Origin of the sequence: Amniculibacterium sp. G2-70 (assembly GCF_014353055.1) — a bacterium.
Classification (GTDB): Bacteria; Bacteroidota; Bacteroidia; order Flavobacteriales; family Weeksellaceae; genus Amniculibacterium; species Amniculibacterium aquaticum.
In genome coordinates this window covers 1,366,042-1,389,241 of record NZ_CP060698.1, presented here as the reverse complement: position 1 = coordinate 1,389,241, position 23,200 = coordinate 1,366,042, and the positions used below count along the sequence as shown (strand labels likewise).

Here is a 23,200-nt window from a genome sequence, read left to right as displayed (position 1 = left end):
AAAATTTAATATTTTTTTAACAAAAAAGCCCTTTCAAATCCAATTGAAAGGGCTTTTAATCAATTCTATTTTGTTAAAAGTTAAACTTAACAGCAAACATGACCTGACTCGGTCTAAGTTGGATTTTGGTATAGCTTTCCGATGTTGCACCTACGGAATACCTTTCGAATACTTTTTTGTTCGCAATGTTATTCCACTTCAATTCAAAATCAATTTTCTTTTTGGACCAAGTGTACTGATAGGTCAAATCGTAAAATGCATTGTGGTACATATTGTCCGGAGTACCGGAGTTCAGCTGATCCCAAGCAAATCCTACGGTATGGTTTTCTATCGGATAGAAGTAGGTGCTCAAATTATGCTGATACCCTAGGGATCTGTTGGTAAGTGTACTGATCTGTTTGCTCCAATTGTAGTTCATGTTATAATCGACACTCATCCAAGAAAAATAAGAATTGTTGAACTTGAAACCTAAACTTTGGCTTTCGGATTTGTTGTCGAACAAAATATTGTTTTGGATCATTTCAGATTTGGACTCGTTGTAGCTGAAAGTTACCGATGCATTCGACTTGATGGCCGGGAAGTATTTTCCCACCTCAGCATTGGCAGCAAAAGAGTTAGAACTGTTGTCTCTTTCGATATAATTGGTTACCACATATCCCAAAGAGTTCACAAATGGTGACGATGTCAAGTTGCTTTTGTTACCGCTTATGTTCGTGCCTACATTAAAGAACAAATTGTTCAAAGGATTTCTGTATTGAATTCGGATTCCTGTAGATTTCGATTGATTTTCTCTGAACGGATTGTTCGGGTTCATGGCGGAAAGTGACGACGGCGAACCAAGAAGTAAACCGGCATAAACATCCGAAATATCTGCAAAACTATGGTTCATATTGGCAAAAACATTCGCCGTCCAGAACGATAGAAATTTGTACTGAACAAAAGCATTGGGCTCGAAGGTTATTTTGTGTGCCGAACGATCCAAACCTCTGAGCGGATCAACTGCTTTTATGTTTTTAAAATTAAACGGCAATCCCGCAAACATCATCCAGTTATCGGATTTGTAATTAATGCCCAAAGACGCATACGGTTTCAGATCGGTAAACTCCAAATCGTTTTGGAAGGCTTGTCCCATGGTCTGAAGCGTGCCACCGTTTCTGAACATCAAATCCGAGTTGATCGTATTGTTGGAAAAATTCAAACCAATTTCTGGGGTGAAAGTCCAATATTTGTAGCTCAAACTAAGATTGGCAGAATGATTGGCCTCTATGGTTTTCATTTTGAAATCTTGTCTTAGCATTTCCGAAGTACTCGGGAACGGCAAGTTCAGGTTGACATAAGAAGCCGGTGCAATATCCAAAGTTTGTCTGTCGTTTTGGTAGTTGATGTACGATTTCAGGTTGATCATTTTTTCCTTCCACGGCAATATCGCGCTCAACGAGTTTTGGAAAGAAGAAGTAGGCGACTCGATGGACTCTGCACCGGTTGCTGCACCTCTTTGTACATCGGCTCTATCGGCATTCCAAAATTGGTTAAAGGTTGTTGTGTTTTTAAAAAAGCCTTTCTTGGCATTTTTTGTAAAGATCAATTCTCCTTTGGCTTTGTTGGTGTAAAATTTATTCTGAAGATTGGTTACTACCGTAGAGTTGATGGGAGCAAAATAGTTGATCTGGCTGTACGACTCACGGCTCACCACATTGTTGGTGTAGTTGGCATTGGCCTTCAGTTCCCATTCTTTATTTTTGAATGGATTGGTCAATAAATTTGCAGAAAGGAAATGAACATTGTTCATCAAATATCTTTTTTGAGGCAGGTTGGGTACGGATGCGTTTTCTACATTCAGCCAATCGTTTTGGGAAGCATTTCTTCTCACTCCTTCCCAATGGGATCCAAAAGAAAGCATCATGCCTTCTCTCTCCACATCTTCTCCAACATTGTTGGTTTTGTAATTAACAATCCATTGGTTTTTCTGACCAAAAAACATGGGGGTAAGTTTTACATTCCACAACCAAGGATCGATAAAACCTGTGCCTACCTCGCCACGACCGGTCATGGTGACTTTGGATTTCAGTTTTATGTTCATTGCTGCTTGATCGGAAGGGACTTTATCTTGAAGAATTTTTATCGGTTGGTGGTTTTCCATGATCTCTACCTTTGCCACAGCATCTTTGGGCAAAGAGTTGTTGATCGTTCCGTAGCCGCCTTCCATAAGATCTTTTCCATTGACATAAAATTTGATAAGTGGTTTTCCTTGGTACAAAATACCACCGTCTTTCCCCACTTCTATTCCCGGCATTTTTTTAAGAACATCCGCAAGGGTTCTGTCCGATTTGTTTTCAAAAGCTTTCAGGTCGTAGGAAATGGTATCGCCTTTAGCGGTGATCATTTTCGCCTTCAGTTTTACTTCTTTAATCTCTGTAGCCTCGGTTTGCAGGGTAAAATTAAGTTGCTGATCGTTATTGCTGATTTCCTTCACCAAAGTTTTGTGATTGAAAGCTTTTACTTTGATGTCCAAATTGGGATCTGCCGAGTTAAAAGAAATTTTATACTCTCCTTTGGCATTGGAAATGGCATACGCTACGATGGCGTCTTTTCCTTTTTCTTCGATGGTGATGCTGGCAGAGGACACCGTCTCTCCTTCGGAGTTTTTTACTACTCCAGAAATGTTTTTCTGGGAAAATGCTATGGCAAATACCAAAAGCAAGAAAAGTGATAACGATTTTTTCATATTTTAGTCTATTTTCTATTCTTATCTCAATCTACCTTTTCATTGCAAAAAAGGAGGTGTTTTTTGTGTTTACTTTTTGTTGTTAACTGTGATTTAACATTTTATTGGTAGTAAATTTCCTGAAAATGTTACAAAGTATTCAATAATTATTAAAAAAACAAAACCATTTGAATTGCAATTCAAACGGTTTTATAAAAAACCACTGTTAAGTAGGATGAAGATTCTTTGTTAAAGTTAAAATCTTTTTAATTTATTTCAAGTTCAATGGGATTGTTTCTTCTTTCTTCTGTTTTTTCGAACAATTTATAAGTTATAATGCTTTTTCAATCCATTCAATTTTCTTAGTTGATTTTTTTCTAAGTTGTTGTGCTCTATTTTCGTCAATTCCAATTCCCATAGCTCGTGCTCTTTCCACAACAGTTTCTTGATATGATTTTTTGGCTAGATAAAATTTTTCTTTGTCAGTAGTTTTTACTTTTTGAAACTTATAAAATTCAGGATTTATTTTCACTTTCTCCTTTGGAGTGTACTTTACAAGAGTAAAATGAAACTTATCTTCAACATCATACAATTCTAAAATCAATCCGGGTAATCCTAAAAATTTATACGGACCATCAGAAATTGGAATTTCAGTTGAAAACCATGCAATAAATGTTCTCCCAAAAGCTTTTATTTCTGCGTTTTGACATTTATACCCTTCAATCACCTTGGTTGTGTTACCCACTTTCCAATTTTCCAATTTAGCTTCCGAATATCTAAAGTTGTCTTTGCTAATGTTATCAATCACTTCAATATTTTGAGTTTTATGATCTTTGTAAATATAGGATGTAAAACGAGTTCTTGGGCTTCCTTCAAAACTTATTACCCTTGAACCTTTATTGAATCTTTTCAGTGCTTCTAAACTAATCGAATCCCGGATAAGTTGTTTTGTACTGCAAAAAGTAGATTGATTACCTTTAATATTCAACAAAAAATATTCTTCGCTAAGGTCTGAATTTTCTGGTACCGTTTTGTCCTTCAAACGATAGTAAAAATTAATTTCTGACAAAGTTACATCCGTATCTTGGGCATGAAACAAAATTGAAAATAAAAAAAATAGAAAATAAGGGATTTTAATCATTGATGATTTATTAATTTTAATAGATACACTGGCTCAGGTATTCTCCATCACAAAAAGCATCTTCTAATAAATAACGGAATTCTTCAATTTCTTCATAATGCAATTCTTCATCTGAACATTTTAATCCCCCTTCTCCACAAGAAGATTGTACCCATTGGCAAAACCTAGAAGGTATTGGATCTACAATTGCTTTCTTTACAAACTGCTTTAAATCAATTGCTTTTTTCAAACCTTTCCCAGGCTCCATTTCACCGGTGTTTGCACTTACCAATCCAGCAACACAAATCGTTGCCATTACTAATACTTTTTTCATAGTGTTCAATTTTTAATTGTTTATAACACCACGAAACTAAAACTAAAACTAAAACTAAAACTATGCAAATTTTTTAGTATTTATTTTCATTTTTTTGTAAGAATTTTTACAATTTTTCAAAAAGGCTAAGGATTATCGATCTTCTGTTCTCTTCCTGTGTTGATCAATTTTTTCTCGCATTTTCATTTCGTTATGAAAAAGTTTCAACACTTGTTTGGGGCTTAGGATTTTTAAAAATTCTTGAGTGTATTTTTTTCTGTTGTCCATCAACTTTTGTCCTACCACAAAACTGTTTTCCAATTCCAACTTCGCTTCCTGCTCTGTCATTTTATCGGAATCTTCAGGATGTTTGAAACGGTCTTTTATCACTCTTTGGCTTTCCATATATTCATGAAAAAGTTGTCGGAACTGTTTGTCATTGCTTGGCGAAACTTGAAGTTCTTTTACCAAATGATCTTCTCTCATTTGTCGTATAAACATCTTTTTTTCGGACATCGACAGTTTGTCAAAGGCTTCTTTTCTTTGTTCTTTGCTCATGCTTCTATAGGCATCTGTCGTCAGTTGTTGTGCAAAAGCCAACGATGCACAAAATAGGCACAATACGGTAACTATTCTCCTTGCTTTCATTGCATTATGTTTTTTAGTTTAGTAATATAAATCCAGATAAATATCTTGGTCGCCGCCGCTGCCCAAATCGGCCAAGTCTTTTTCGCTCATTTCGGAAAGCACAGCATCCATTTGTTCTTTATAAACCGTTTGTGATACGGGTTTAATCGTAGCGTTTGGTTTTTCATTTTTTACATTCTCAATTTGATCCGATTGAGCAGTACCTGTTATTTCTGGTGCTTGATTTGTGGCAATGGAGTGATCAACGGCAATTTTATGATTTTCTTTTCTTTCATTGGTCGGATTATTAACCACAACAGGGATAGGCTTGTCTTCAACCGTATCGTTCAGATTTGGGATAAATTGGCTTATTCCGAAAATTAATGCTACAGCAGCAGCCATTGACAGTCCAATCCATTTAATCGAGAAACGAGAATTTCTCTCGGTTTCTGCTTTGTTTTCAGAAGCGAGTACCGTTCTAGAAAGGACATTGTTTTGAATTTCTTCAAAGAAATTTTCAGGAACCTGTCCTCGATTTTTTCTTTCTAATTTTTCTATATCTATATTTTTCATGATATCAATGGTTTGCGTTTTCTATAATATACTCTTCAATTTTTTGTTTGGCATAGTGGTAATTGGTTTTCAGCGTCCCAACCGACATGTCCACTATTTGTGAAATTTCTTCGTAAGGCAAATCGTCAAAATACCTCATGTTGAATACCAATTTTTGTTTCTCCGGCAGCTTGTCAATGGCCTCATTCAACAAGAGGTGTATTTTATCTTCTTCATTTTCCAAGGGTGCAATGCTGTTTTTCAGGTGATAATCGGCATCTTCATCCATCATTTTCATTTTATTTTGTTTGTTCAGATGTTGCAAGGCTTCATTGGTCGATATTCGGTACAGCCAAGTGTACAACTTGCTTTCTTGTTTAAATTGATGAAAATTCTGATAGACCTTCACAAAAGTATCTTGCAAAACATCCTGTGCAACACAATGATCCACAACCAACCTTCGTATGTGCCAATACAAACGAGTCTGATAGGCGTCCATCAGCATCCTCAACCCTTTTTCTTGGGCTTTTGCATCTTGCATACAGCGTATGATTTCGGATTCGTTGCTTTTCATAAATTAATTTCCATTATTTGGATGTTTTTCTATTCTAAAAGTTAAATCGCCTTTCAAACAATTATTATTTTTTACTTTTGTTGTTATGAAAACGGTCATCATCGGTTCCGGAAATGTTGCTTATCATTTGGCAAAAGCTTTTTTGCAAAAAGGCATTTCGGTATCTCAAATTTACGGCAGAAACGAATCGGAACTAAAAAAAATCTCTGAAGAATTGGATATTCCTTATTCTTCTCAAAAAATTCAACAGGCCGATTTTTATTTGATTTGTGTAAAAGACGACGCCATTGCAGAAGTTTCCAAGGCAATTCCTAGTCAAGACTGTCTTGTAGCGCACAGTTCTGGTGCCGTTTCCCGTGAAACCTTGGTGGGAAATTACAGAAAAGCAGTGCTCTACCCGCTCCAAACTTTTTCCAAAAACAAAGCGTTGAACTATTCCGAAATTCCGTTTTTTATCGATGCTGAAAATGCTGAAGATGAAAATCTCTTAAGAAATTTAGCCGAAAAAATATCCACTCGAGTGGCTTTTGCCGATGGAGAAAAAAGAAAATACATCCACCTGACGGCGGTTTTTGCATGCAACTTCACCAACCATCTTTTTGCCAGAGCCAAAGAAATTGCAGACAGCCAAAACATTCCGTTTCAGTTTTTTCTTCCACTCATCGACGAAACGACAAGAAAAATTCATGAAATGGATCCCAAAATGGCACAAACAGGTCCGGCCGTTAGAAACGACAAAGCCGTACTGAAGGCACACGAAGAGCTGTTGGCCGATCCCGAAAAAATCAAACTTTATAAAACCCTGAACGAATCCATAAAGAAAATGTATGAGTTATAAATTTAAACTTAAAAATATAAAAGCTTTTGTTTTTGATGTCGATGGCGTATTTACAGACGGTAGCGTATATCTGCTTCCTGGTGGACACATGTCCCGAGTGATGAATGTCCTGGACGGTTATGCCGTGGTGAAAGCCATAAAAAACAAATATCCAATCGGAGTGATTACCGGTGGAAATGACGACATGGTCAAACACAGAGTTCACTATCTGGGCATCCAAGATTATTACCCAAAATCCCAAGACAAACGAGAAGATTTTGAAAAATTTAAAGAAAAATACCAACTGAAAAGCGAAGAAATTTTGGTGATGGGCGACGACATCCCAGACATTGCGATGATGAAAAACGCAGGTCTGGCTACTTGTCCGGAAAATGCAGTCCCAGAAGTGAAAGCCATAGCCGATTACATCTCGCCCATTGCCGGCGGCAAAGGTGCTGTCCGTGATGTGATAGAACAGGTGATGAAGGTACACGGAAAGTGGACAGAAGACAATACTCAAAGCATTTAATTCTAAAAATGAAATTATTATTAGCCTCCAATTCGCCAAGACGAAAAGAACTTTTACAAGAATTGGGATTTGAATACCAAGTGGTAAACATCGATTGCGACGAGTCTTTTCCGGAAAACTTGCCCTCAGAAGAAGTAGCCGCTTTTGTATCTTTGTTAAAGTCCAATGCCTATTCAAATCTCGATAATGACGAAATTTTGATTACCGCGGATACCGTTGTTGCGTTGGAAGGAACGATTTTGGGCAAACCAAAAGACAAGGAAGATGCTAAAAAAATGTTGCAACAACTTTCAGGGAAAACCCATCAGGTGTACACGGCATTTACCCTAAAAAACAACGACAAATCCATCACAAAAACCGATGTTGCCCAAGTTTCGTTTTTAGAAATAAGCGATCAAGAAATTGAATTTTATTTGGAAAAATACCAACCCTACGACAAAGCCGGCAGTTATGGTGTACAAGAATGGTTGGGTATGGCTAAGATTTCTAAGATTGAAGGCAGCTACTATACCATTATGGGATTGCCTACCCACGAAATTTATCCTTTGATATTTGATTTTCAAAAGATTCAGCATTAATCAAAATTTCATTAAATTTACGCAAACATTTGGCAAATCAACAAAATAATTCGAAGTGTTTGCAGTTATTATACAATAATGAAAAGAAATTTTTTATATCTATTTTTAGGCGCAGTCTTATTTTCTTGTGGATCCAACAAAAGTCCTGAGACTCGTGGCCGATTCCTAAAAGGTTTTACAGCGCAAAACAATACCTTGTTCAATGCCAAAGAAGCCTTGAATACGGAATTGGAAAGCCGTGAGAAAGCCTATAAAGATAATTTTTATTCGGGGTACATTTCTTTGGTCAAATACAACGATCCTTCGGAAGGTTTGGTTTCGTCAAGTTCGTCATTTTCTGGGGGTTCAAATGCAAATGTCCCGTCCATTCCCAATACTGGAGGCGTACCACCTGCCTCTCCAGGAACGAATACTACCGGAGTGAAAGGAGCAAGTATTTTGGAAATTGCAGAAGGTAAAGCACTGAAAACCATACACAACTATTCCGTTATGAGAAAAGGATTGGAAAAAAACGATCAAATTTTTGATGCGTATATGGTTTTAATAAAATCCAGAATTTACCAAAACAAACCCATCGAAGCTCTTGATGCATTCGGCAGCTTGAAACAGATTATGCCGAGAGACAAAAGAATGCCTCTGGCCATCGTGTACGAAGGACTTGCCTACACAAAACTAAAAGATTATCACAAAGCCAATTCTATTTTTACTGAGCTTAAGAAACAAAATATTTCCAAGAAATACGATAAAGTTTTATCTGTTTTTAATGCAGAAAATTTAATTTTATTTGACAAAAAAGATCAAGCCATTGCAGAGTTAGATCGGGCATTTGCTCTGAACTCGGATCGCCCATTAAAAAGTAGAATTTCCTTTCTAAAAGGGCAACTCCTTTCGGAAAAAGGGAAAAATGTAGAAGCCAGAACTGCTTTTTTAAACGCGTACAAATACGCCAATGATTTTGAATTTGAAGTAAAATCACAAATAGAAATCGCAAAAACCTACAACTCCAAAGACGATTATGAAGGAGCTAGAAAATATTTAGAAAACATCTCGAAAAAAGGAACTTACGCCTCCAGAAAAAACGAATTTTACTACGCTTTAGGACTGATGGCTAACAAAGTAGGAAAGAAACAAGAGGCGCTAGACTATTTTAGAAAATCGCTTAAGGAAAAAGTTTCAGATTCTCAAATTCGAGGTTTAGATTATTATGAAATTGGTAAACATTATTTGGAGAAAGACGATTACATCACGGCTGGAGCCTATTATGATTCGGCATTGGTAGCCATGACGCACGCTCCGACAAAAATCCTTTTGAAAGAGCAGAGCGATAACATAAAAAAGCTCTCAAAAAACTATTACCTCATCAAAAAGAATGACAGTATTCTGGCATTAGCAGCCATGCCAGAGGCGGATAGAACGGCTTTTTTCCAAAAATACATCAACACGCTAAAAGCCAAAGAAGAGCTTGCTGAAAGAGAAAGAAAACTAAAAGAAAGAAATGCCGGTTTTGACAATTCTGATTTTAGCAAAAATTCGATTTTTGGAAATTCCGGGAATAATTTTCAGGATTTTGGAGCAGGAACCAAAGGTTTTTACTTTAACAATCAGAATACCGTTGCAAAAGGAACAAGCAGTTTTAAACAAATTTGGGGCGATCGTGCTTTGTCGGACAATTGGCGATTTTCCGCTAAAATGGCAACTCTTGTCGATACAAAAAACTCCGTTATGGGTACCTCTTCCGCACCCGACCCACGAAGATACGAACCTGCTTTTTACATCGAAAAAATCCCAACAGATTTGGCACAGTTGGATCAGTTAAAAAAAGATCGGGACACTGCATCTCTTGGTTTGGGTATCATGTACGACAATCTGTTTAGCAACCGACCGTTGGCAACCAAAACCTTGTACAAATTGGTGGACAACAAACCCGTGGAAGATGTTATGTTAAAAGCCTTGTACCAAATCTTTTGGATGAATTATGAAAAGAATCCCGAAATTGCTGAACGAGCAAAAAACATCCTGATCAACGATTATCCGTACAGTTCCTATGCTGAGTTTGCCAGAAACCCAAGAGGCAGTAACTTCTTAAAATCTGCTGAAGCGGTAGAAAGTGCCTATCTCGAAGCTTACCAGCTTTACAAAGACGAGAAATATGCAGAAGGTAAGCTCTTGGTTGAAAAAACTTTGAAAGACCATCCTAAAGACGCTTTGGTGCCAAAACTTTCTTTGTTGAACGCCTTTTTGACCGGGAAATTGTCCGGAAAAGAAATCATGATCCTTCAGTTGGAGCAAATCGTTTTGAACTATGCCAAAACGGATGAGGGCAAAAAAGCCAAAGAAATGCTGAACTATCTAAAAAGCGATATCAAATTGCAAATGATGGACAACAAAGGCAATCCGATACAGCAGCCGAATAACAATCTGCCAAAGGCCGCACCACCTGCAACATCGGGAGGATTGTTTAACTCAGTAAATTCTGGGGCACCGCCTGTGAAAAAGAATGCGGATCTAAATAAAAAAATAAACACATCACAAAACTTGGAAACAATTGATGCCCAAGTGAAAACCAAAAAATAAATGTACATCTGAACCTTTTCAGAATAGAGATGCGAATAAAATTAACATAAAAAAGTGGCTGTCAATTTTTTCTGACAGCCACTTTTTATTCTAAAAAATCAAATTGTTTTTTATTATTTTCGACTTGCGGTTATTGAATACACCAGGGGAATGTTGTCTTCCAAATGTTTAATTCTGTAACGATTGGGTTCAAATTCTATTGTTTTGTTGAAGCAGTTGTAGGGTGAGTAGTCGTACTCTTCCAAAGAGTTAATTTCCAGACCGTTTTTAATTAGTGCACTTACAACCTCACCTAAGCCGTGGTTCCACATCACGGAAGTTTGTGTAATTTCGGCATTTTTATCGGCATAAGTTCCATTTTCTGTTTCTACAATTGCACCAGAATTGAAATAGTTGTACCCAACTTTCTCAAAATTATCATCAAACATCCACACAACAGGATGAAATTCAACAAAAACAAATTTCCCATTGGGTTTTAGAAATGTTGAAACAATTTCTGCCCATCGATCCATATCGGGCAGCCAACCTATGGTCCCGTAACTTGTGAAAACGAAGTCAAATTTTTCGTCCAAATGCTTGGGTAAATCGTAAATGTCACAACAAATAAATTTTGTATTGCAATTGGCTTTTTGCGCAATCTCCTTTGCTTTTTCAATGGCTTTGTCGGATAAATCGACCCCAGTAACCCTAGCTCCCAAACGCTCTAACGAAATAGAATCTTGACCGAAATGGCATTGTAAATGCAAAATTGACTTTCCTTGGACATCGCCCAGCAAGTCAAGCTCTATGTCGTTAAGTGAATTTTTCCCTTTTAAAAAATTATCCAGGTCATAAAAATCCGACTTCAGATGTGCATCAACACGATTGTTCCAAGATTGTCGGTTGATGTCGATGTATTTGCTCTCTTCTGATCTATTGCGTTTCATTTAATTTTTCTTTAGTCCATGAAAATCTTTCAAATAGAAGGGTTCAAAGTAGGCCACATCTTCAAAATCTTTATTTTTAAATTTTTCTGCGGCTTTATTCACCAAATATTTTGCAGAAGGATAGACCTCTGAATTGTATTTGGCAAAGGGCAATTGAAGTAGGGTTTCTGCTTTTTTGGCACCATCTCCAACAAAAAGAATTTTTTTATCTTTAAAATTATCAAATGAGGAGTTTTCCAAAATTTTTGCTTCTGTAGCGCCAAGAATAGCTCCTGTTTTCGCATCATAAATCCCGCAATACACCTCCATTCTTCGGGCATCGACCATGGGAATGATGAGGTCAAAATCTTCACCTATAAAAGGCTCAACCATAGAATCCAAAGAGTTGATGGCGATGAGTGGTACATTCAGGCCAAAACAAAAACCTTTGGCTGCAGAAGCCCCAATTCGGAGTCCGGTGTAAGATCCGGGTCCCATTCCTAATGCAATTGCATCAATGCTGCTAAGGTCGATCTCTGCGCCTTCCAATGCCCATTGAACAAAGGTGTGCAAGCTTTCGGATTGTTTGTAATTTTCTGAAACTTCATCGCAAGAACACAGGATTTTTTGATCTTCAGAAATGGCTACAGAACAATTTTTAGATGAGGTTTCTAGGTGTAAAATTCTCATGAATCTAGTCGGATTTGCATTGAACAATTGTTTGCAAAGATACTTAAGATTTCAACTTAGAATTCAATTTTAGGTTGATGAATGAAAAAAATTAAGTATTTCTGACCAAAAATGTAGTGAAAACCATGATTCTCACTGCATTTTCTGATAATTTTATGGTGTTCATTCGTTGAAAATATTATATTTGCATCCTATTCAAATAATAAATACAAAAAACTATGAAAGAACTAATCGAAAAGATTACTGCCGAGTACGAAACTTTCACTAAAGAAGCGTCTCAACAAGTAGAAAAAGGAAACAAAGCTGCAGGAACAAGAGCTAGAAAAGCAGCATTGGAACTTAGCAAACTTTTCAAAGATTTCAGAAAAGAATCTGTAGAAGCTTCTAAAGCAAACTAAGCCTACTGAAATAGAAATAAAATCCGCCTTTTAACTGAGGCGGATTTTTTATTCGGTATGATCGGAAATGATTCTCCAGTCTTTGTGAAAGCGTTCAAAAATTAAAGTGAATATCCCGCTGGGGCTGTCTTTTTCTCGGATCAATTTCCATTTTCCAATGACCAAAGCATGTTTTTTACCCAGCATTTTTATGCGAATATCCGTAAAATCCAGCTCGCCCATTCTTTCTTTGTTGGGATATCCTTTTTTGTAATTGTTCAAAGTATTTTTCCACCCGTAAGTTGTACCTCGCGATCCAATAAACACCAAGGAATCGTTTTTCCAATAGCCTTGCATGTAGCCCTCGATATCTCCACGATTCCACGCGGTTTTTTGATTGCTCATCACCTTCAAAATATCGGATTTTTGAGCAAATGTTGATACAGACATCAAAACGAAAATCAGGCTAGACCAAAGAGTTTTTATCCGCATAATTCAATTTAAAAAAGATAAAATTCATTATAGAAAAAGTCACCAACGAGGTTCCTCCAGAACTAAAAAACGGGAGCGGAATCCCTACGGTTGGGAAAAGGCCCATCACCATTCCAATATTAATGGAAAAGTGCATGAGTAAAATAGAGGCGAAACAATACCCAAAAACACGATTGTAGATGTTCTTCTGTCTTTCTGAGAGATAATAGATTCTACCGATGTATAAGGCGTAAAGCAAGATCAAAGTGGTGCTTCCTACAAAACCCCACTCTTCGCCTACGGTACAAAAAATATAATCCGTGCTTTGTTCTGGGACAAATTTTCCTTGAGTTACAGAGCCTTCGCGATAACCTTTGCCCAATAAACCACCAGAACCAATTGCCGTTTTGGAGTAAAGCAAATTGTACCCGGAAGTATCCCTGAACATTTTCTCGCCTTTGTACAAGACTTCTATCCTTTCTCTTTGGTGTTTTGGAAGTTTTTCTAAAATTTTTGGCGCTGCAAAAGCCAAACCACACAACACAACCACCACACCCAATATACTGGAAATGGAAATGACATTCCAAGAAATTCTATTTTGGTTGATGAACACATAGAGTAAAGCTATACCGATAATGGTGATAATGACATAAACGGGATCTATGCCCAAGGCTATCAGAAAGACCAATCCAAATATAAAAATAACACCAAAAAACCATCCGCTCAATCCCTCGCGATAAAGCGCGATCATAAATGCCATAAACACCAACAACGATCCCACATCGGGTATGGCCAAAACCACGATAGCGGGAACTCCAATAATGATGAGTGCCGTCCAAAGTGATTTGTTAATTTTTATGTTAAAATCCGGTCCGGCTACATAATTGGCCAACATGAGTGCAGTCCCCAATTTGGCAAACTCTACCGGTTGAAAACTGAAGCCACCAACTCGGTACCAATTTTTTTGTCCTAAAACCTCGGTGCCAAAAGGGAAAAGTCCTATGAGCAGCAAGACACTTCCTATGTAAAACAATCCGGCCATATTTTCGAAAAATTTGGCTCTTGTAAAGAAAATTACGATACCGATAAAGACAGAAATTCCAAAGAAAGTGAGCTGTTTAATTCCGGCAGAAGGTTCAACGCTATAAATGTTCGCCACTGCAAAAAGACAGAGGATTGCATAGAGAGAAAGTCCCAGTTTATCTATTCCTTCGGTCCAATTCATGGTTTGTTGCTTTTTGGGGTGTTGGTTTTCTTATTCTGTAAGCTGTCTTTCTTTTTCTTATTTTTTAGTTCGGCTTTTACCTGATTGGCCAGTCGAATACTGTCTTTAATTCGTTTTAAAGTTGCAGAATCTGGTGCCGGTTTACCGTGTTTTTTATACCACTGCCTTTTGTACTCGCCCATGAAACTGGCATTGGTCATTTTTTTATAAAGGTTTTCTCTTTTCAGCGTTCCGGTGATGTACTTCTCAGCAATCGTCGTACAAGCCGGTCCAGCCCAAGTCGCACCAAAGCCAGCATGTTCCATAACTGCAGCGACAACAATTTTAGGTTTATCGGCTGGAGCAATTAATGTGAAAATGGAATTGTCCTTACCTTGAGGTACCTGTGCCGTTCCGGTTTTTGCCATTTGGGTAAACTCAGTGCTTCTAAGGCTAGCACCCGTACCACGAAGCATTACGGCTTCCATCCCTTGTTTTACAAGATCATAAAAATGTTTATTTTGAACTTTGGTATAGTGTTTATTTTTGAAACGAGGATCCGGATTGGGTTTGCCGTCCACATACTTCACAATATGCGGGGTATAGTACCATCCGTTATTGGCTATGGCTGCCGTAAAATTTGCAATCTGAAGAGGTGTTAAAAGCACATCTCCTTGTCCCATCCCGTTAAAAATAGACCCGTTCATGGTATAATCCGAAGTCCAATTTTTTTTCCCGCGGCTTCTTTTCTCGTAAAATTCGCCGCTTGGGATTTTGCCTTTGGCACCGGTTGCCAAGTCGTTGTCTAAGTATTTGTTCAAGCCAAAACTTTCCATGATGTCTTTCCATTCATTAACACCCTTGGTCGGATTTCCAGGATATTTGTTCATGATATTGATGAATGCATGAGAAAAATAACAATTACTAGAAACCTGAATAGAAGGCACCAAAGGATCGGCACCTCCATGTCCTTTGATGGTCAATCCTCGATAGAAAAATCCTCGGCCACAAGGGAAAATGGTTTTTTCGTCCATAACCCCCATTTGCAATGCTGCAAGCGCTGTTAATAATTTAAAAGTAGATCCTGGAGGGTAAGCGGCTTGTATGGATCTGTCAAAAGTCGGTTGGTTTTCGTACAAAGTATCTTTCGCCAATTTGTACAAATTTCTTGATTTTTCTGGCCCTGTAAACAAAGCCGGATCAATATCTGGACCGGTTGCTAAAACCAAAATCTCTCCGGTATTGGGGTCCAAAGCTACAATTGCACCGTGTTTGTTCACCAACATTTCTTCGGCCATTTTTTGCAGATCGTAGTCGATGGTAAGGGTAAGATCCTGACCGGTAACCACATCTTTATCCAAGCGCCCTTCTTTGTACGGACCTACGCTTCTTAGCTTAATATCCTTCTGAATGTATTGTACACCTTTAATTCCTCGAAGTTGCTTTTCATAGGATTTTTCAACCCCCGATTTTCCGATGTTATCTCCGGGTAAATAATAAAGCGAGTCTTTCTTGATGTCCCTTTCGTTCACCTCGTTGGTGTATCCCAAAAGATTACCGGATGTACTCACATTGTACTGCCTTTGAGGTCTGGAAATAATACTAAATGCGGGATACTTGAAAATAATTTCCTGAATCCTGGCGATTTCTTCCCTACTGATGTTCTTCATAAAAGTCATCGGGGTTAGCTTGGAATAGTATTTTTCCTTCTTAATTTTATCAATGGTGTTGATGAAATCGCTTTTAGAAATTCTGAGCAAATTACAGAAATCCAAAGTGTCGAAGTCGGGTTTCATCAAAGCATCGGTGTAGGAAATCTCAAAAGAAGGCTGGTTGCCCACCAAAATTTTACCATTACGATCGAAAATTACACCTCGTTGTGGGATGATGTATTCGGTTTTGATGGAGGTATTGGCTGCATTCAGCGCATAACGATCGGTAAACAGTTGAAGATACGAAAGCCTTGCGACAAATATTGCGGCAAGTACAATAAGAACGATGGATATTTTATAAAATTGAGGTTTCACACTTTTTGTTTAACTCTAAACATTAATGCATACAGCAGTATAAATATAAATGAAATAACGGCAGTAACGCTAATGTTAAGAAGAATTTCTAAAATTTTGAAGTTAAATTTAAAAAATTCTAGGTATTGAACAAAAAATTGATGCAACCAAATGCTAGAAAAAATATAACCTAAAAACTGAGACCACATGAGGGAATCAAAAGAGAAAAAATCGGTTGATGTATCGGTTGAAGAACGGAAAATCATCGTCCTAAAATAGGCAATTACACAGGTTGAAAACGCGTTGATCCCCCAAGTTCCCAAAAAAGCATCAACCCCCAAACCCAATAAAAAACTAAGCCCTAGAAATTGAAATTTATTCCTAAAAAAAGGATAAAACATCACAAAAATGGGATACAACACAGGAGTGTATTTCCCCATAATAACAATTCTATTCAGCACAAAAATCTGCAGAGCAATCAGCAGAGCAATCATCAGAATATCGGTGAATAGACTTTTTGTTATCATTGTAAATCTTTGTCTTTTTTAATTTGTACACTCAGCGTATCTTGAATTTTTTGTACTTCTGCTTTTTTCAGATTTTTAACTACAAAAACTTTTGACAATTTACCCATTTTTTCGTTCAATTCAACACTGATGTTCCAAAAACCGGTTTTGCTATCCACTTGATAACCAGCAACTTTTCCAACCATAACTCCCATTGGGAAAATGGCCGATTTACCAGCCGTAACTACCGTATCTCCCACTTTCAGTGAGACATATTTGGGCACATCTGCCAAGTGCATGGTTCTGGAATCTTCGCCGTCCCAAGTGAGGGTTCCGAAATATCCTGAATTTTTTAGTGCTGCAGAAATCCTGATTTTATGGACACTGAGCACCGATTGTACAAGGGCATAATGATCGGTAGTGTTCACCACAATTCCGGCAATTCCGTTAGGTGCGATAACGCCCATTTTTGGAAATACTCCTTGAACTTTACCTCGGTTGATGGTAAAATAATTGTCTTTTCTGTTGATGCTGTTAAAGATGACATCTCCATCAACAAAAGTATAAATTTGTCCGCCTCCAATGGTGTCGTGAACTTTTTTAAAAACGGGTGTTTTTGCCGTCTGCTTTCCGTACAGTTCTTGCATCAACTGTTTGTTTTGTGCTACCAATTCTTCATTGACTTGTTTCAGCTTCAAATACGAAGCACCTTCATCAATATAACCGGAAACCCAAGAATTGAATGCAGCCGTTTGTGCAGCCATCCAAGATTGCTGCATGCTGTTGCGGCTAAAGATAAGTACTATAGCGAGCAATTGTAACAATAAGAAGAACATGAAGAAACTGTTCTTGGAAAACACCCTCAACAAAAAGCCCAAAGTAAATACTTATTTTAAGTTCGAAAAAAAATTATTTAATCAAAAAGTTGAATTTATCCATGTTTTTTAGAGCAATACCGGTACCTCTTACCACGGCTCTCAATGGATCTTCAGCGACAAATACCGGAAGTCCTGTTTTACGATGAATTCTGTCTGCCAAACCTCTAAGTAAAGCACCGCCACCTGCAAGATAGATTCCTGTTTTATAAATATCTGCTGCTAATTCTGGAGGAGTCAATGATAGGGTCTCCATAACCGCATCTTCTATTCGAATGATGGATTTGTCCAAAGCTTTTGCAACTTCTTTATAGTTCACCATAATTTCTTTTGGCTTACCGGTAATCAAATCTCTACCCTGAACCGGGATGTCATCGATTGGCATATCCAATTCTTCAACGGCAGAACCGATTTCAATTTTAATTCTCTCGGCGGTTCTTTCTCCAATGTATAGATTATGATGAGTTCTTAGATAATATGCAATATCTCCCGTGAAAACATCACCTGCAATTTTCACAGATTTATCACAAACGATACCTCCTAAAGCGATTACGGCAATTTCGGTAGTACCACCACCTATGTCGATAATCATGTTACCTTCGGGCTTTTGTACATCGATACCCACACCGATTGCAGCTGCCATTGGTTCGTAGATCAAACGAACTTCTTTTGCATTTACTTTTTGTGCAGAATCTCTTACCGCTCTTTTCTCCACTTCTGTAATTCCAGAAGGGATACAAATCACAATTCTAAGAGCCGGCTGAATGAGTTTTCCTTTGATGCCCGGTATCTTCTTGATGAACTCCTTAATCATGTGCTCAGAAGCTTGGAAGTCGGCAATCACACCGTCTTTCAACGGACGAATGGTACGGATGTCTTCGTGCGTTTTTCCTTGCATGTGTTTTGCCTGCTCTCCCACTGCAATGGGTTTCCCAGACATTCTTTCGATGGCCACGATGGAAGGTTGGTCGACAACAATCTTGTTATTATGTATGATTAATGTATTGGCAGTCCCTAAATCTATTGCAATTTCTTGCGTAAACATATCAAATAAACCCATTTTCTTTCTTAGTTTTGAATTTACAAAGATATAAATTTAGAATCATTCTAAAAATTTGAAAAACAAAATATTTGGTTAAAATTTTATTAAATTTATATCAATAATCCCCTTTTTTATGATGTAAATTCTTCTATCCCACTTTCTTTTTACGATTGTTTTGTCTGATATCCATCAGCTGTCGAATATCTGTATTCTCGTTTTAATGTTGTAAATTTGCAACCGTTTATGCCACAAGATAATTTTATACATCAAACCTCAAAATTTGCAGTACTTTCCATCAGCTACGAAAAAGCCGATGCAGCCATTCGTGGTAAGTTTGCATTTTTTGATGAGAATGTTAAAAATTTTGTGCAAAACCTTCATGAAAAATCGTTGGGCGATGCTTTTGTGGTATCGACTTGCAACCGTACAGAAATCTACACAACTACCAATAATTATTTGTTGATTGCCGAAGAGTATTGCAACATCATTGGCGTTCAGCTTTCGGAATTTATACAGTATGTCAACATTTACCAAAGAGAAGATGCCCTAAACCATCTTTTCCGAGTTTCCGCAGGTCTTGAAAGTCAAATTTTAGGCGATTTCGAAATTATTGGTCAGATCAAAAAAGCCTACGCTCGTTTCAAAAAAGAACGACTTTACCCAAATCCTTATATGGAAAGGGTGATCAACTCGGCGATACAGATTTCTAAAAAAGTGAAAACCGAAACCGGAATTTCCAACGGAGCCGCTTCGGTATCGTATGCTGCGGTGCACTACATCTTGAATTCTAAAAAACAATTGTCCGACAAAAACATTCTTTTGTTGGGAGTTGGTGAGATTGGACAAAATACGGTGGAAAATTTGGTAAAGCATGTCCACAAACCCAAAGTAAAAGTGATGAACCGAACTTTGGAATTTGCTGAAAAAATTGCTGAAAAATATTGCATCCCTCATGTCCCGTACGAGTTTTTCCAAGAAGAATTGCTGAAAACCGACATCCTAATTGTTGCAACCGGAGCCAGCAAAGCCATTGTAAAGAACAACCACATCCCAGAAGGCAAAGAGATGTTGGTCATCGATTTGTCCATTCCGAATAATGTGGATAAAATGATTGGCGACAAAGAATTGGTCGAATTGGTGGATGTGGATATCCTTTCCAACAAAATCAACGAGACCATGCAACAAAGACAGAAAGAGGTTCCAAAGGCAATGGCCATCATCAAAGAGATGACTAAAGATTTTTCGGATTGGGAAAAAAAGAGAAAAATGGCACCAAAAATCAACCGTTTCAAATCGGTTTTGAAAAAAATGGAGCAACACGAAATGCACAACATCCACAAAAAACACAAATATATAGAAGTGGACGACATGGCTCTTTCTGATAAAATCATTCAAAAAATTACAAACCGATTTGCTAAATACATCATCGACAATCCTTTAAAAGCCGAAGAAGTTAGTAAATTGATGCACGAAATGTTTGTAGAACAACCCAATCAGGAGTTTAAGGACAAACACTAATTTTTTAACTGAGATTTTCTGTAGTAAAACAACGGGACTATCAGCAACACGATAAGAGGTTGTATAACAAACCTTCTCATGTAGAAAGAAAACAAATACCCTACCTCAAACCGATCGTTTATACACAAAAGGTACGCCGGAAAAGTGACGACAAAAACCAGTCCCATCATGACTAAGGCTTGGACGGTCCATTGTATTTTTCTGAACAAAAAATGAACGATAAGCAGCGAGAATATCACATTCAATCCGAAACGAAAAAGATAATTAAGCGCTAAACTTCCCCATTCAAAATTAGGAAAAGAAGCGTTTTCATTGGCATCGTGAAAATACGCCAGAAAAGGATCGTAAAACAGATTTTCTTCCAAAATCCGCACTCCTACCAACCCTGCGAGTCCAATGAAGACAAAGAAATAATTAAGAATTTTCATCTCGTTGAACAAATAATTTTATCCAAACCAACCACAATACCACAATACTTCCGTAGATGATGGCAGGGAAAACATAGTCGTGACCAATCTTAATATATTGTGGCCAACGCAAATACAAGATGTTGAGACCCGCAATTCTTAAAACATTGATGGCGATTAGAAAAAGCAAACTGACTGCGATAAAGCCAAAAGTTTTCAGTCCTTTGTAAAACGCCAATATAAAAGCAACAAAAAGGATCATCACCGAAATGGCGTTGCAGCCTTCGACAATTCTTGTGGTATTCTCGTCATTTAGGACAAATAATATCGAATGCCAACCTGGAAGATCTTGCAAAACCGACTTGTACCCCAACAATTGTTGAACTCCATGTACAGCATTTGCAGTGAATCCCGTAAACGGATCTACCAGTTGAAATTGGTAACGGTTGAGATACAACTGATACAAAAAAATCATCACCAAATAAATGACGAGAAAGCGAATCAGAATTACAAGTACAGGTTTGAAATCTTTGAACATACCCTGCAAATATAACAAATTTGATTGATGAACGATATTTTAGTATTTTAGCAAGATCAAAGTGGTATTTTTGTTGCAAAACCAACATTCTTCCAAAGTTAGATTTATTTATTTCCATGCAAAAAGAAGACATCATTCGTTTTTTCGAAAAATCAATTGATCAAAAAGTCCTGAATTGCACCGAACTGCCTGCCAGCGGATCGGCCAGGAAAAATTTTATTATCCAAACCGGACAAAAAAACTTTGTAATTACCTACAATGAAAATAGGGAAGAGAACGAGGCTTTCTTTTATTTTACTGAAAAATTCTCTGAACAAAATCTCAACACACCCGATGTTTACAATATTTCTGATGACCGGTTGACATATATTCAGACTTTTTTGGGAAAAAAAACCTTATCCGATATTATCGCTGAAGAAGGTCAGTCGGATCGGGTAGAACTCTTGGTACAACAAACTTTGGATCGACTATTCACACTTCAAGAAAAAACTAAATTCAACATCGATTATCATAAAACTTTTGAATACCAAGCTTACGATAGCCTCCCTATATTGCACGATCTGAATTATTTCAAATTTATGTTTGTGGATGTTTTGGAATTGAAGTACCACAAGTCGAAACTTTTAATGGAATTCCAAAAAATAGCATCTAAAATTGAAAATTTGCAACCCACAGGAATCATGATTCGGGATTTTCAATCAAGAAATATTATGGTGGACGATAAAGACCAAGTCCATTTTATCGACTATCAAAGTGCGATGAAAGGACCTTTGATCTATGATGTAGTCTCATTTCTCCATCAGGCAAAAGCCAATTTCGATGACGATTTCAAACAAAAAATGTTCAAGTATTATTGTTCAAAATTCAGTCAAGAAAATCAAGAATTACTAATCGCGTCCTTTCCTTGCATCCAATTCATGCGCTTTACACAAGTTTTGGGTGCTTACGGATTTCGAGGATTGGTACAGCGAAAAAATCATTTTATAGAAAGCATTCCACAAGGCGTTATCAACTGGGTGCATTTTATGGAAACTTGGAAGGATGCCGATTTTTTTCCAGAACTGGTAAAAATACAACAACAACTGAAAAATTTGGATTTACCCTCCAAAATAAAAGATTTAACTAAATAAAAAATTATATGAGCTCAACATTGCATATCGACATCCACAGTTTTTCCTACAAAAAAAAGGGATATCCCCAAGACCAAAGTGGTAATGGAGGTGGCTTTTGCTTCGACTGTCGTGGTATTCTGAATCCGGGGAGAATTGAAGAATACAAAACGCAAACCGGAAAAGACATTGGGGTGCAAAATTATTTGGAAAACCAAACCAAAATGCCGGAATTTATTGCTCTTGTCCAGCAATTGGTCAGCATCAACATAGAGGATTATCTGAGCAGAGGATTTGAGAATTTGCAAATTAATTTTGGCTGTACCGGTGGGCAACACCGTTCGGTATATGCAGCGGAAAGCATTGCCCGATTTGTAGCGGAAAAATATCCGCAAACCCGCATCTCCGTTACTCACGACGAACAACCTCAACTGAACGAGTCCGCATCATGAAAGCCATGATTTTTGCAGCCGGAAAAGGCACCAGACTCAAGCCCTTCACCGATTCGCACCCAAAAGCACTGGCTTTGGTGAATGGCGTTTCGCTTTTGGAAAGAAATATTCGCTATCTTCAATCGTATGGCATTCAGGATTTTGTGATCAACATTCATCATTTTGGCGAGCAAATCGTCGATTTTTTGAAAAAGAACAATAATTTTAATGCTCAGATTGAGATTTCAGACGAAAAAGATCTTTTGGAAACCGGTGGCGGATTGGTCTTTGCACGATCTTTTTTAGATCACGGAGAAGATTTTATTATTATGAATGCCGACATCCTGACCAATCTCGACATTTCTGATTTGGCAAAGTACCATCAACAAAAACAAGATTACGCCACACTTGCCGTATCGGACAGGAACAGCTCCAGAAAACTCTTGTTCAATGATGAAATGATACTCCGTGGTTGGTTGAATGTGGGCACTGGAGAACAACGATTGGCAGAACACAACATCGGATTCCGAGCTTTGGCTTTTAGTGGAGTGCATTGCGTGAATCCTGAAATTTTTAATAAAATCCGACGCACAGGAAAATTCTCCATCATGGAAGAATATCTGGATCTGATGCTTACCGAACACATCCACGGCTATTTGCACGATGCCGACCTGATCGATGTTGGAAAACCAGAGGCCGTCCTGTTGGCCGAAAAAATTTTTAAATAAACAAC

At 37.6% G+C, this 23,200-nt stretch carries 25 protein-coding genes; 9 read left to right on the top strand and 16 right to left on the bottom strand.

Annotation, left to right across the window (positions count from 1 at the left end):
• Positions 1–73: 73 nt before the first annotated feature.
• The 6 genes from H9Q20_RS06425 to H9Q20_RS06400 all read right to left on the bottom strand — a co-directional run bounded on the left by H9Q20_RS06425 (position 74) and on the right by H9Q20_RS06400 (position 5,890).
• Entirely contained in the window at positions 74–2,725 is a 2,652-nt protein-coding gene (locus H9Q20_RS06425) for a carboxypeptidase-like regulatory domain-containing protein (protein ID WP_124641395.1), read from the bottom strand.
• A 310-nt stretch (positions 2,726–3,035) separates the two neighbouring features.
• Positions 3,036–3,845, bottom strand: a complete 810-nt coding sequence (locus tag H9Q20_RS06420) for a GLPGLI family protein (protein ID WP_187478557.1) — start codon at positions 3,843–3,845, stop codon at positions 3,036–3,038.
• Between the two features lie 16 nt (positions 3,846–3,861).
• A complete protein-coding gene (locus tag H9Q20_RS06415; protein WP_187478556.1) occupies positions 3,862–4,158 on the bottom strand; it encodes a hypothetical protein in 297 nt (98 codons plus the stop codon).
• A 132-nt stretch (positions 4,159–4,290) separates the two neighbouring features.
• Entirely contained in the window at positions 4,291–4,785 is a 495-nt protein-coding gene (locus H9Q20_RS06410) for a hypothetical protein (protein WP_124641389.1), read from the bottom strand.
• Positions 4,786–4,803: 18 nt separating this feature from the next.
• Entirely contained in the window at positions 4,804–5,337 is a 534-nt protein-coding gene (locus tag H9Q20_RS06405; protein ID WP_187478555.1) for a hypothetical protein, read from the bottom strand.
• A gap of 4 nt (positions 5,338–5,341) precedes the next feature.
• Complete coding sequence (locus H9Q20_RS06400; protein WP_124641385.1) at positions 5,342–5,890, bottom strand: RNA polymerase sigma factor; 549 nt, start codon at positions 5,888–5,890, stop codon at positions 5,342–5,344.
• A gap of 85 nt (positions 5,891–5,975) precedes the next feature.
• Here H9Q20_RS06400 and H9Q20_RS06395 point away from each other — a divergent pair, with 85 nt between their 5' ends.
• The 4 genes from H9Q20_RS06395 to H9Q20_RS06380 all read left to right on the top strand — a co-directional run bounded on the left by H9Q20_RS06395 (position 5,976) and on the right by H9Q20_RS06380 (position 10,388).
• Positions 5,976–6,728: a Rossmann-like and DUF2520 domain-containing protein gene (locus H9Q20_RS06395; protein ID WP_124641383.1), complete on the top strand. Its 753-nt coding sequence runs from the start codon at positions 5,976–5,978 to the stop codon at positions 6,726–6,728.
• Complete coding sequence (locus H9Q20_RS06390) at positions 6,718–7,236, top strand: KdsC family phosphatase (protein ID WP_124641381.1); 519 nt, start codon at positions 6,718–6,720, stop codon at positions 7,234–7,236. The genes H9Q20_RS06395 and H9Q20_RS06390 overlap by 11 nt, the downstream gene beginning before the upstream one ends.
• Positions 7,237–7,244: 8 nt before the next feature.
• Complete coding sequence (locus tag H9Q20_RS06385; protein WP_124641379.1) at positions 7,245–7,814, top strand: Maf family protein; 570 nt, start codon at positions 7,245–7,247, stop codon at positions 7,812–7,814.
• A gap of 78 nt (positions 7,815–7,892) precedes the next feature.
• On the top strand, positions 7,893–10,388 hold the full coding sequence (locus H9Q20_RS06380; protein ID WP_187478554.1) for a tetratricopeptide repeat protein: 2,496 nt from the start codon (positions 7,893–7,895) through the stop codon (positions 10,386–10,388).
• 113 nt (positions 10,389–10,501) lie between these two features.
• On the opposite strand, the gene H9Q20_RS06375 is transcribed toward H9Q20_RS06380, so the two are convergent.
• Together H9Q20_RS06375 and tsaB are read right to left on the bottom strand one after the other, a co-directional pair.
• The gene (locus H9Q20_RS06375) at positions 10,502–11,314 is read right to left on the bottom strand and encodes a class I SAM-dependent methyltransferase (RefSeq protein ID WP_124641375.1); all 813 of its coding nucleotides are present in this window, start codon (positions 11,312–11,314) and stop codon (positions 10,502–10,504) included.
• Positions 11,315–11,983: a tRNA (adenosine(37)-N6)-threonylcarbamoyltransferase complex dimerization subunit type 1 TsaB gene (gene tsaB, locus H9Q20_RS06370; RefSeq protein ID WP_187478553.1), complete on the bottom strand. Its 669-nt coding sequence runs from the start codon at positions 11,981–11,983 to the stop codon at positions 11,315–11,317. It abuts the gene before it with no gap.
• Positions 11,984–12,201: 218 nt separating this feature from the next.
• On the opposite strand from tsaB, the gene H9Q20_RS06365 reads away from it, so the two are divergent.
• Positions 12,202–12,381, top strand: coding sequence for a histone H1 (locus H9Q20_RS06365; protein ID WP_124641371.1), 180 nt, complete (start codon positions 12,202–12,204; stop codon positions 12,379–12,381).
• Between the two features lie 48 nt (positions 12,382–12,429).
• Here H9Q20_RS06365 and H9Q20_RS06360 read toward each other — a convergent pair whose 3' ends face one another.
• The 6 genes from H9Q20_RS06360 to H9Q20_RS06335 are packed head-to-tail and all read right to left on the bottom strand — an operon-like array spanning position 12,430 to position 18,482.
• Positions 12,430–12,810 carry a YybH family protein gene (locus tag H9Q20_RS06360; protein ID WP_206428194.1) on the bottom strand — a complete coding sequence of 127 codons (381 nt, stop codon included), beginning with the start codon at positions 12,808–12,810 and terminating at the stop codon, positions 12,430–12,432.
• A 16-nt stretch (positions 12,811–12,826) separates the two neighbouring features.
• On the bottom strand, positions 12,827–14,056 hold the full coding sequence (rodA, locus tag H9Q20_RS06355) for a rod shape-determining protein RodA (protein ID WP_124641368.1): 1,230 nt from the start codon (positions 14,054–14,056) through the stop codon (positions 12,827–12,829).
• Complete coding sequence (locus H9Q20_RS06350; protein ID WP_187478552.1) at positions 14,053–16,062, bottom strand: peptidoglycan D,D-transpeptidase FtsI family protein; 2,010 nt, start codon at positions 16,060–16,062, stop codon at positions 14,053–14,055. The genes rodA and H9Q20_RS06350 overlap by 4 nt, the downstream gene beginning before the upstream one ends.
• Entirely contained in the window at positions 16,059–16,568 is a 510-nt protein-coding gene (locus H9Q20_RS06345) for a rod shape-determining protein MreD (RefSeq protein ID WP_124641364.1), read from the bottom strand. The genes H9Q20_RS06350 and H9Q20_RS06345 overlap by 4 nt, the downstream gene beginning before the upstream one ends.
• Positions 16,565–17,425, bottom strand: coding sequence for a rod shape-determining protein MreC (gene mreC / locus H9Q20_RS06340; protein WP_124641362.1), 861 nt, complete (start codon positions 17,423–17,425; stop codon positions 16,565–16,567). The genes H9Q20_RS06345 and mreC overlap by 4 nt, the downstream gene beginning before the upstream one ends.
• Positions 17,426–17,456: 31 nt before the next feature.
• Entirely contained in the window at positions 17,457–18,482 is a 1,026-nt protein-coding gene (locus H9Q20_RS06335; RefSeq protein ID WP_124641360.1) for a rod shape-determining protein, read from the bottom strand.
• Positions 18,483–18,707: 225 nt separating this feature from the next.
• Between H9Q20_RS06335 and hemA the strand changes: the two genes are divergently transcribed.
• Positions 18,708–19,982, top strand: a complete 1,275-nt coding sequence (gene hemA, locus H9Q20_RS06330; RefSeq protein ID WP_187478551.1) for a glutamyl-tRNA reductase — start codon at positions 18,708–18,710, stop codon at positions 19,980–19,982.
• Here the strand turns inward: hemA and H9Q20_RS06325 are convergent.
• Positions 19,979–20,410 carry an exosortase F system-associated membrane protein gene (locus H9Q20_RS06325; protein ID WP_124641356.1) on the bottom strand — a complete coding sequence of 144 codons (432 nt, stop codon included), beginning with the start codon at positions 20,408–20,410 and terminating at the stop codon, positions 19,979–19,981. The genes hemA and H9Q20_RS06325 overlap by 4 nt on opposite strands.
• Positions 20,397–20,927, bottom strand: coding sequence for an exosortase family protein XrtF (xrtF, locus tag H9Q20_RS06320; RefSeq protein WP_124641354.1), 531 nt, complete (start codon positions 20,925–20,927; stop codon positions 20,397–20,399). Before xrtF ends, H9Q20_RS06325 begins: the two co-directional genes overlap by 14 nt.
• A 116-nt stretch (positions 20,928–21,043) precedes the next feature.
• Here xrtF and H9Q20_RS06315 point away from each other — a divergent pair, with 116 nt between their 5' ends.
• The 3 genes from H9Q20_RS06315 to H9Q20_RS06305 are packed head-to-tail and all read left to right on the top strand — an operon-like array spanning position 21,044 to position 23,195.
• Entirely contained in the window at positions 21,044–22,057 is a 1,014-nt protein-coding gene (locus tag H9Q20_RS06315; protein WP_187478550.1) for an aminoglycoside phosphotransferase family protein, read from the top strand.
• Between the two features lie 8 nt (positions 22,058–22,065).
• Positions 22,066–22,488 carry an RNase adapter RapZ gene (locus H9Q20_RS06310; RefSeq protein ID WP_124641350.1) on the top strand — a complete coding sequence of 141 codons (423 nt, stop codon included), beginning with the start codon at positions 22,066–22,068 and terminating at the stop codon, positions 22,486–22,488.
• Positions 22,485–23,195, top strand: a complete 711-nt coding sequence (locus H9Q20_RS06305) for an NDP-sugar synthase (RefSeq protein ID WP_124641348.1) — start codon at positions 22,485–22,487, stop codon at positions 23,193–23,195. Before H9Q20_RS06310 ends, H9Q20_RS06305 begins: the two co-directional genes overlap by 4 nt.
• Positions 23,196–23,200: the final 5 nt, after the last annotated feature.

Coding starts and splice junctions, on each gene's coding strand:
- H9Q20_RS06305 (WP_124641348.1), top strand. CDS start 22,485: ATGAAAGCCATGATTTTTGCAGCCGGAAAAGGCACCAGACTCAAGCCC.
- tsaB (WP_187478553.1), bottom strand. CDS start 11,983: ATGAGAATTTTACACCTAGAAACCTCATCTAAAAATTGTTCTGTAGCC.
- H9Q20_RS06335 (WP_124641360.1), bottom strand. CDS start 18,482: ATGGGTTTATTTGATATGTTTACGCAAGAAATTGCAATAGATTTAGGG.
- H9Q20_RS06310 (WP_124641350.1), top strand. CDS start 22,066: ATGAGCTCAACATTGCATATCGACATCCACAGTTTTTCCTACAAAAAA.
- H9Q20_RS06325 (WP_124641356.1), bottom strand. CDS start 20,410: ATGAAAATTCTTAATTATTTCTTTGTCTTCATTGGACTCGCAGGGTTG.
- rodA (WP_124641368.1), bottom strand. CDS start 14,056: ATGAATTGGACCGAAGGAATAGATAAACTGGGACTTTCTCTCTATGCA.
- H9Q20_RS06375 (WP_124641375.1), bottom strand. CDS start 11,314: ATGAAACGCAATAGATCAGAAGAGAGCAAATACATCGACATCAACCGA.
- H9Q20_RS06425 (WP_124641395.1), bottom strand. CDS start 2,725: ATGAAAAAATCGTTATCACTTTTCTTGCTTTTGGTATTTGCCATAGCA.
- H9Q20_RS06405 (WP_187478555.1), bottom strand. CDS start 5,337: ATGAAAAATATAGATATAGAAAAATTAGAAAGAAAAAATCGAGGACAG.
- xrtF (WP_124641354.1), bottom strand. CDS start 20,927: ATGTTCAAAGATTTCAAACCTGTACTTGTAATTCTGATTCGCTTTCTC.
- H9Q20_RS06420 (WP_187478557.1), bottom strand. CDS start 3,845: ATGATTAAAATCCCTTATTTTCTATTTTTTTTATTTTCAATTTTGTTT.
- H9Q20_RS06415 (WP_187478556.1), bottom strand. CDS start 4,158: ATGAAAAAAGTATTAGTAATGGCAACGATTTGTGTTGCTGGATTGGTA.
- H9Q20_RS06360 (WP_206428194.1), bottom strand. CDS start 12,810: ATGTCTGTATCAACATTTGCTCAAAAATCCGATATTTTGAAGGTGATG.
- H9Q20_RS06345 (WP_124641364.1), bottom strand. CDS start 16,568: ATGATAACAAAAAGTCTATTCACCGATATTCTGATGATTGCTCTGCTG.
- H9Q20_RS06380 (WP_187478554.1), top strand. CDS start 7,893: ATGAAAAGAAATTTTTTATATCTATTTTTAGGCGCAGTCTTATTTTCT.
- H9Q20_RS06365 (WP_124641371.1), top strand. CDS start 12,202: ATGAAAGAACTAATCGAAAAGATTACTGCCGAGTACGAAACTTTCACT.
- H9Q20_RS06315 (WP_187478550.1), top strand. CDS start 21,044: ATGCAAAAAGAAGACATCATTCGTTTTTTCGAAAAATCAATTGATCAA.
- H9Q20_RS06400 (WP_124641385.1), bottom strand. CDS start 5,890: ATGAAAAGCAACGAATCCGAAATCATACGCTGTATGCAAGATGCAAAA.
- H9Q20_RS06385 (WP_124641379.1), top strand. CDS start 7,245: ATGAAATTATTATTAGCCTCCAATTCGCCAAGACGAAAAGAACTTTTA.
- H9Q20_RS06395 (WP_124641383.1), top strand. CDS start 5,976: ATGAAAACGGTCATCATCGGTTCCGGAAATGTTGCTTATCATTTGGCA.
- hemA (WP_187478551.1), top strand. CDS start 18,708: ATGCCACAAGATAATTTTATACATCAAACCTCAAAATTTGCAGTACTT.
- H9Q20_RS06410 (WP_124641389.1), bottom strand. CDS start 4,785: ATGAAAGCAAGGAGAATAGTTACCGTATTGTGCCTATTTTGTGCATCG.
- H9Q20_RS06390 (WP_124641381.1), top strand. CDS start 6,718: ATGAGTTATAAATTTAAACTTAAAAATATAAAAGCTTTTGTTTTTGAT.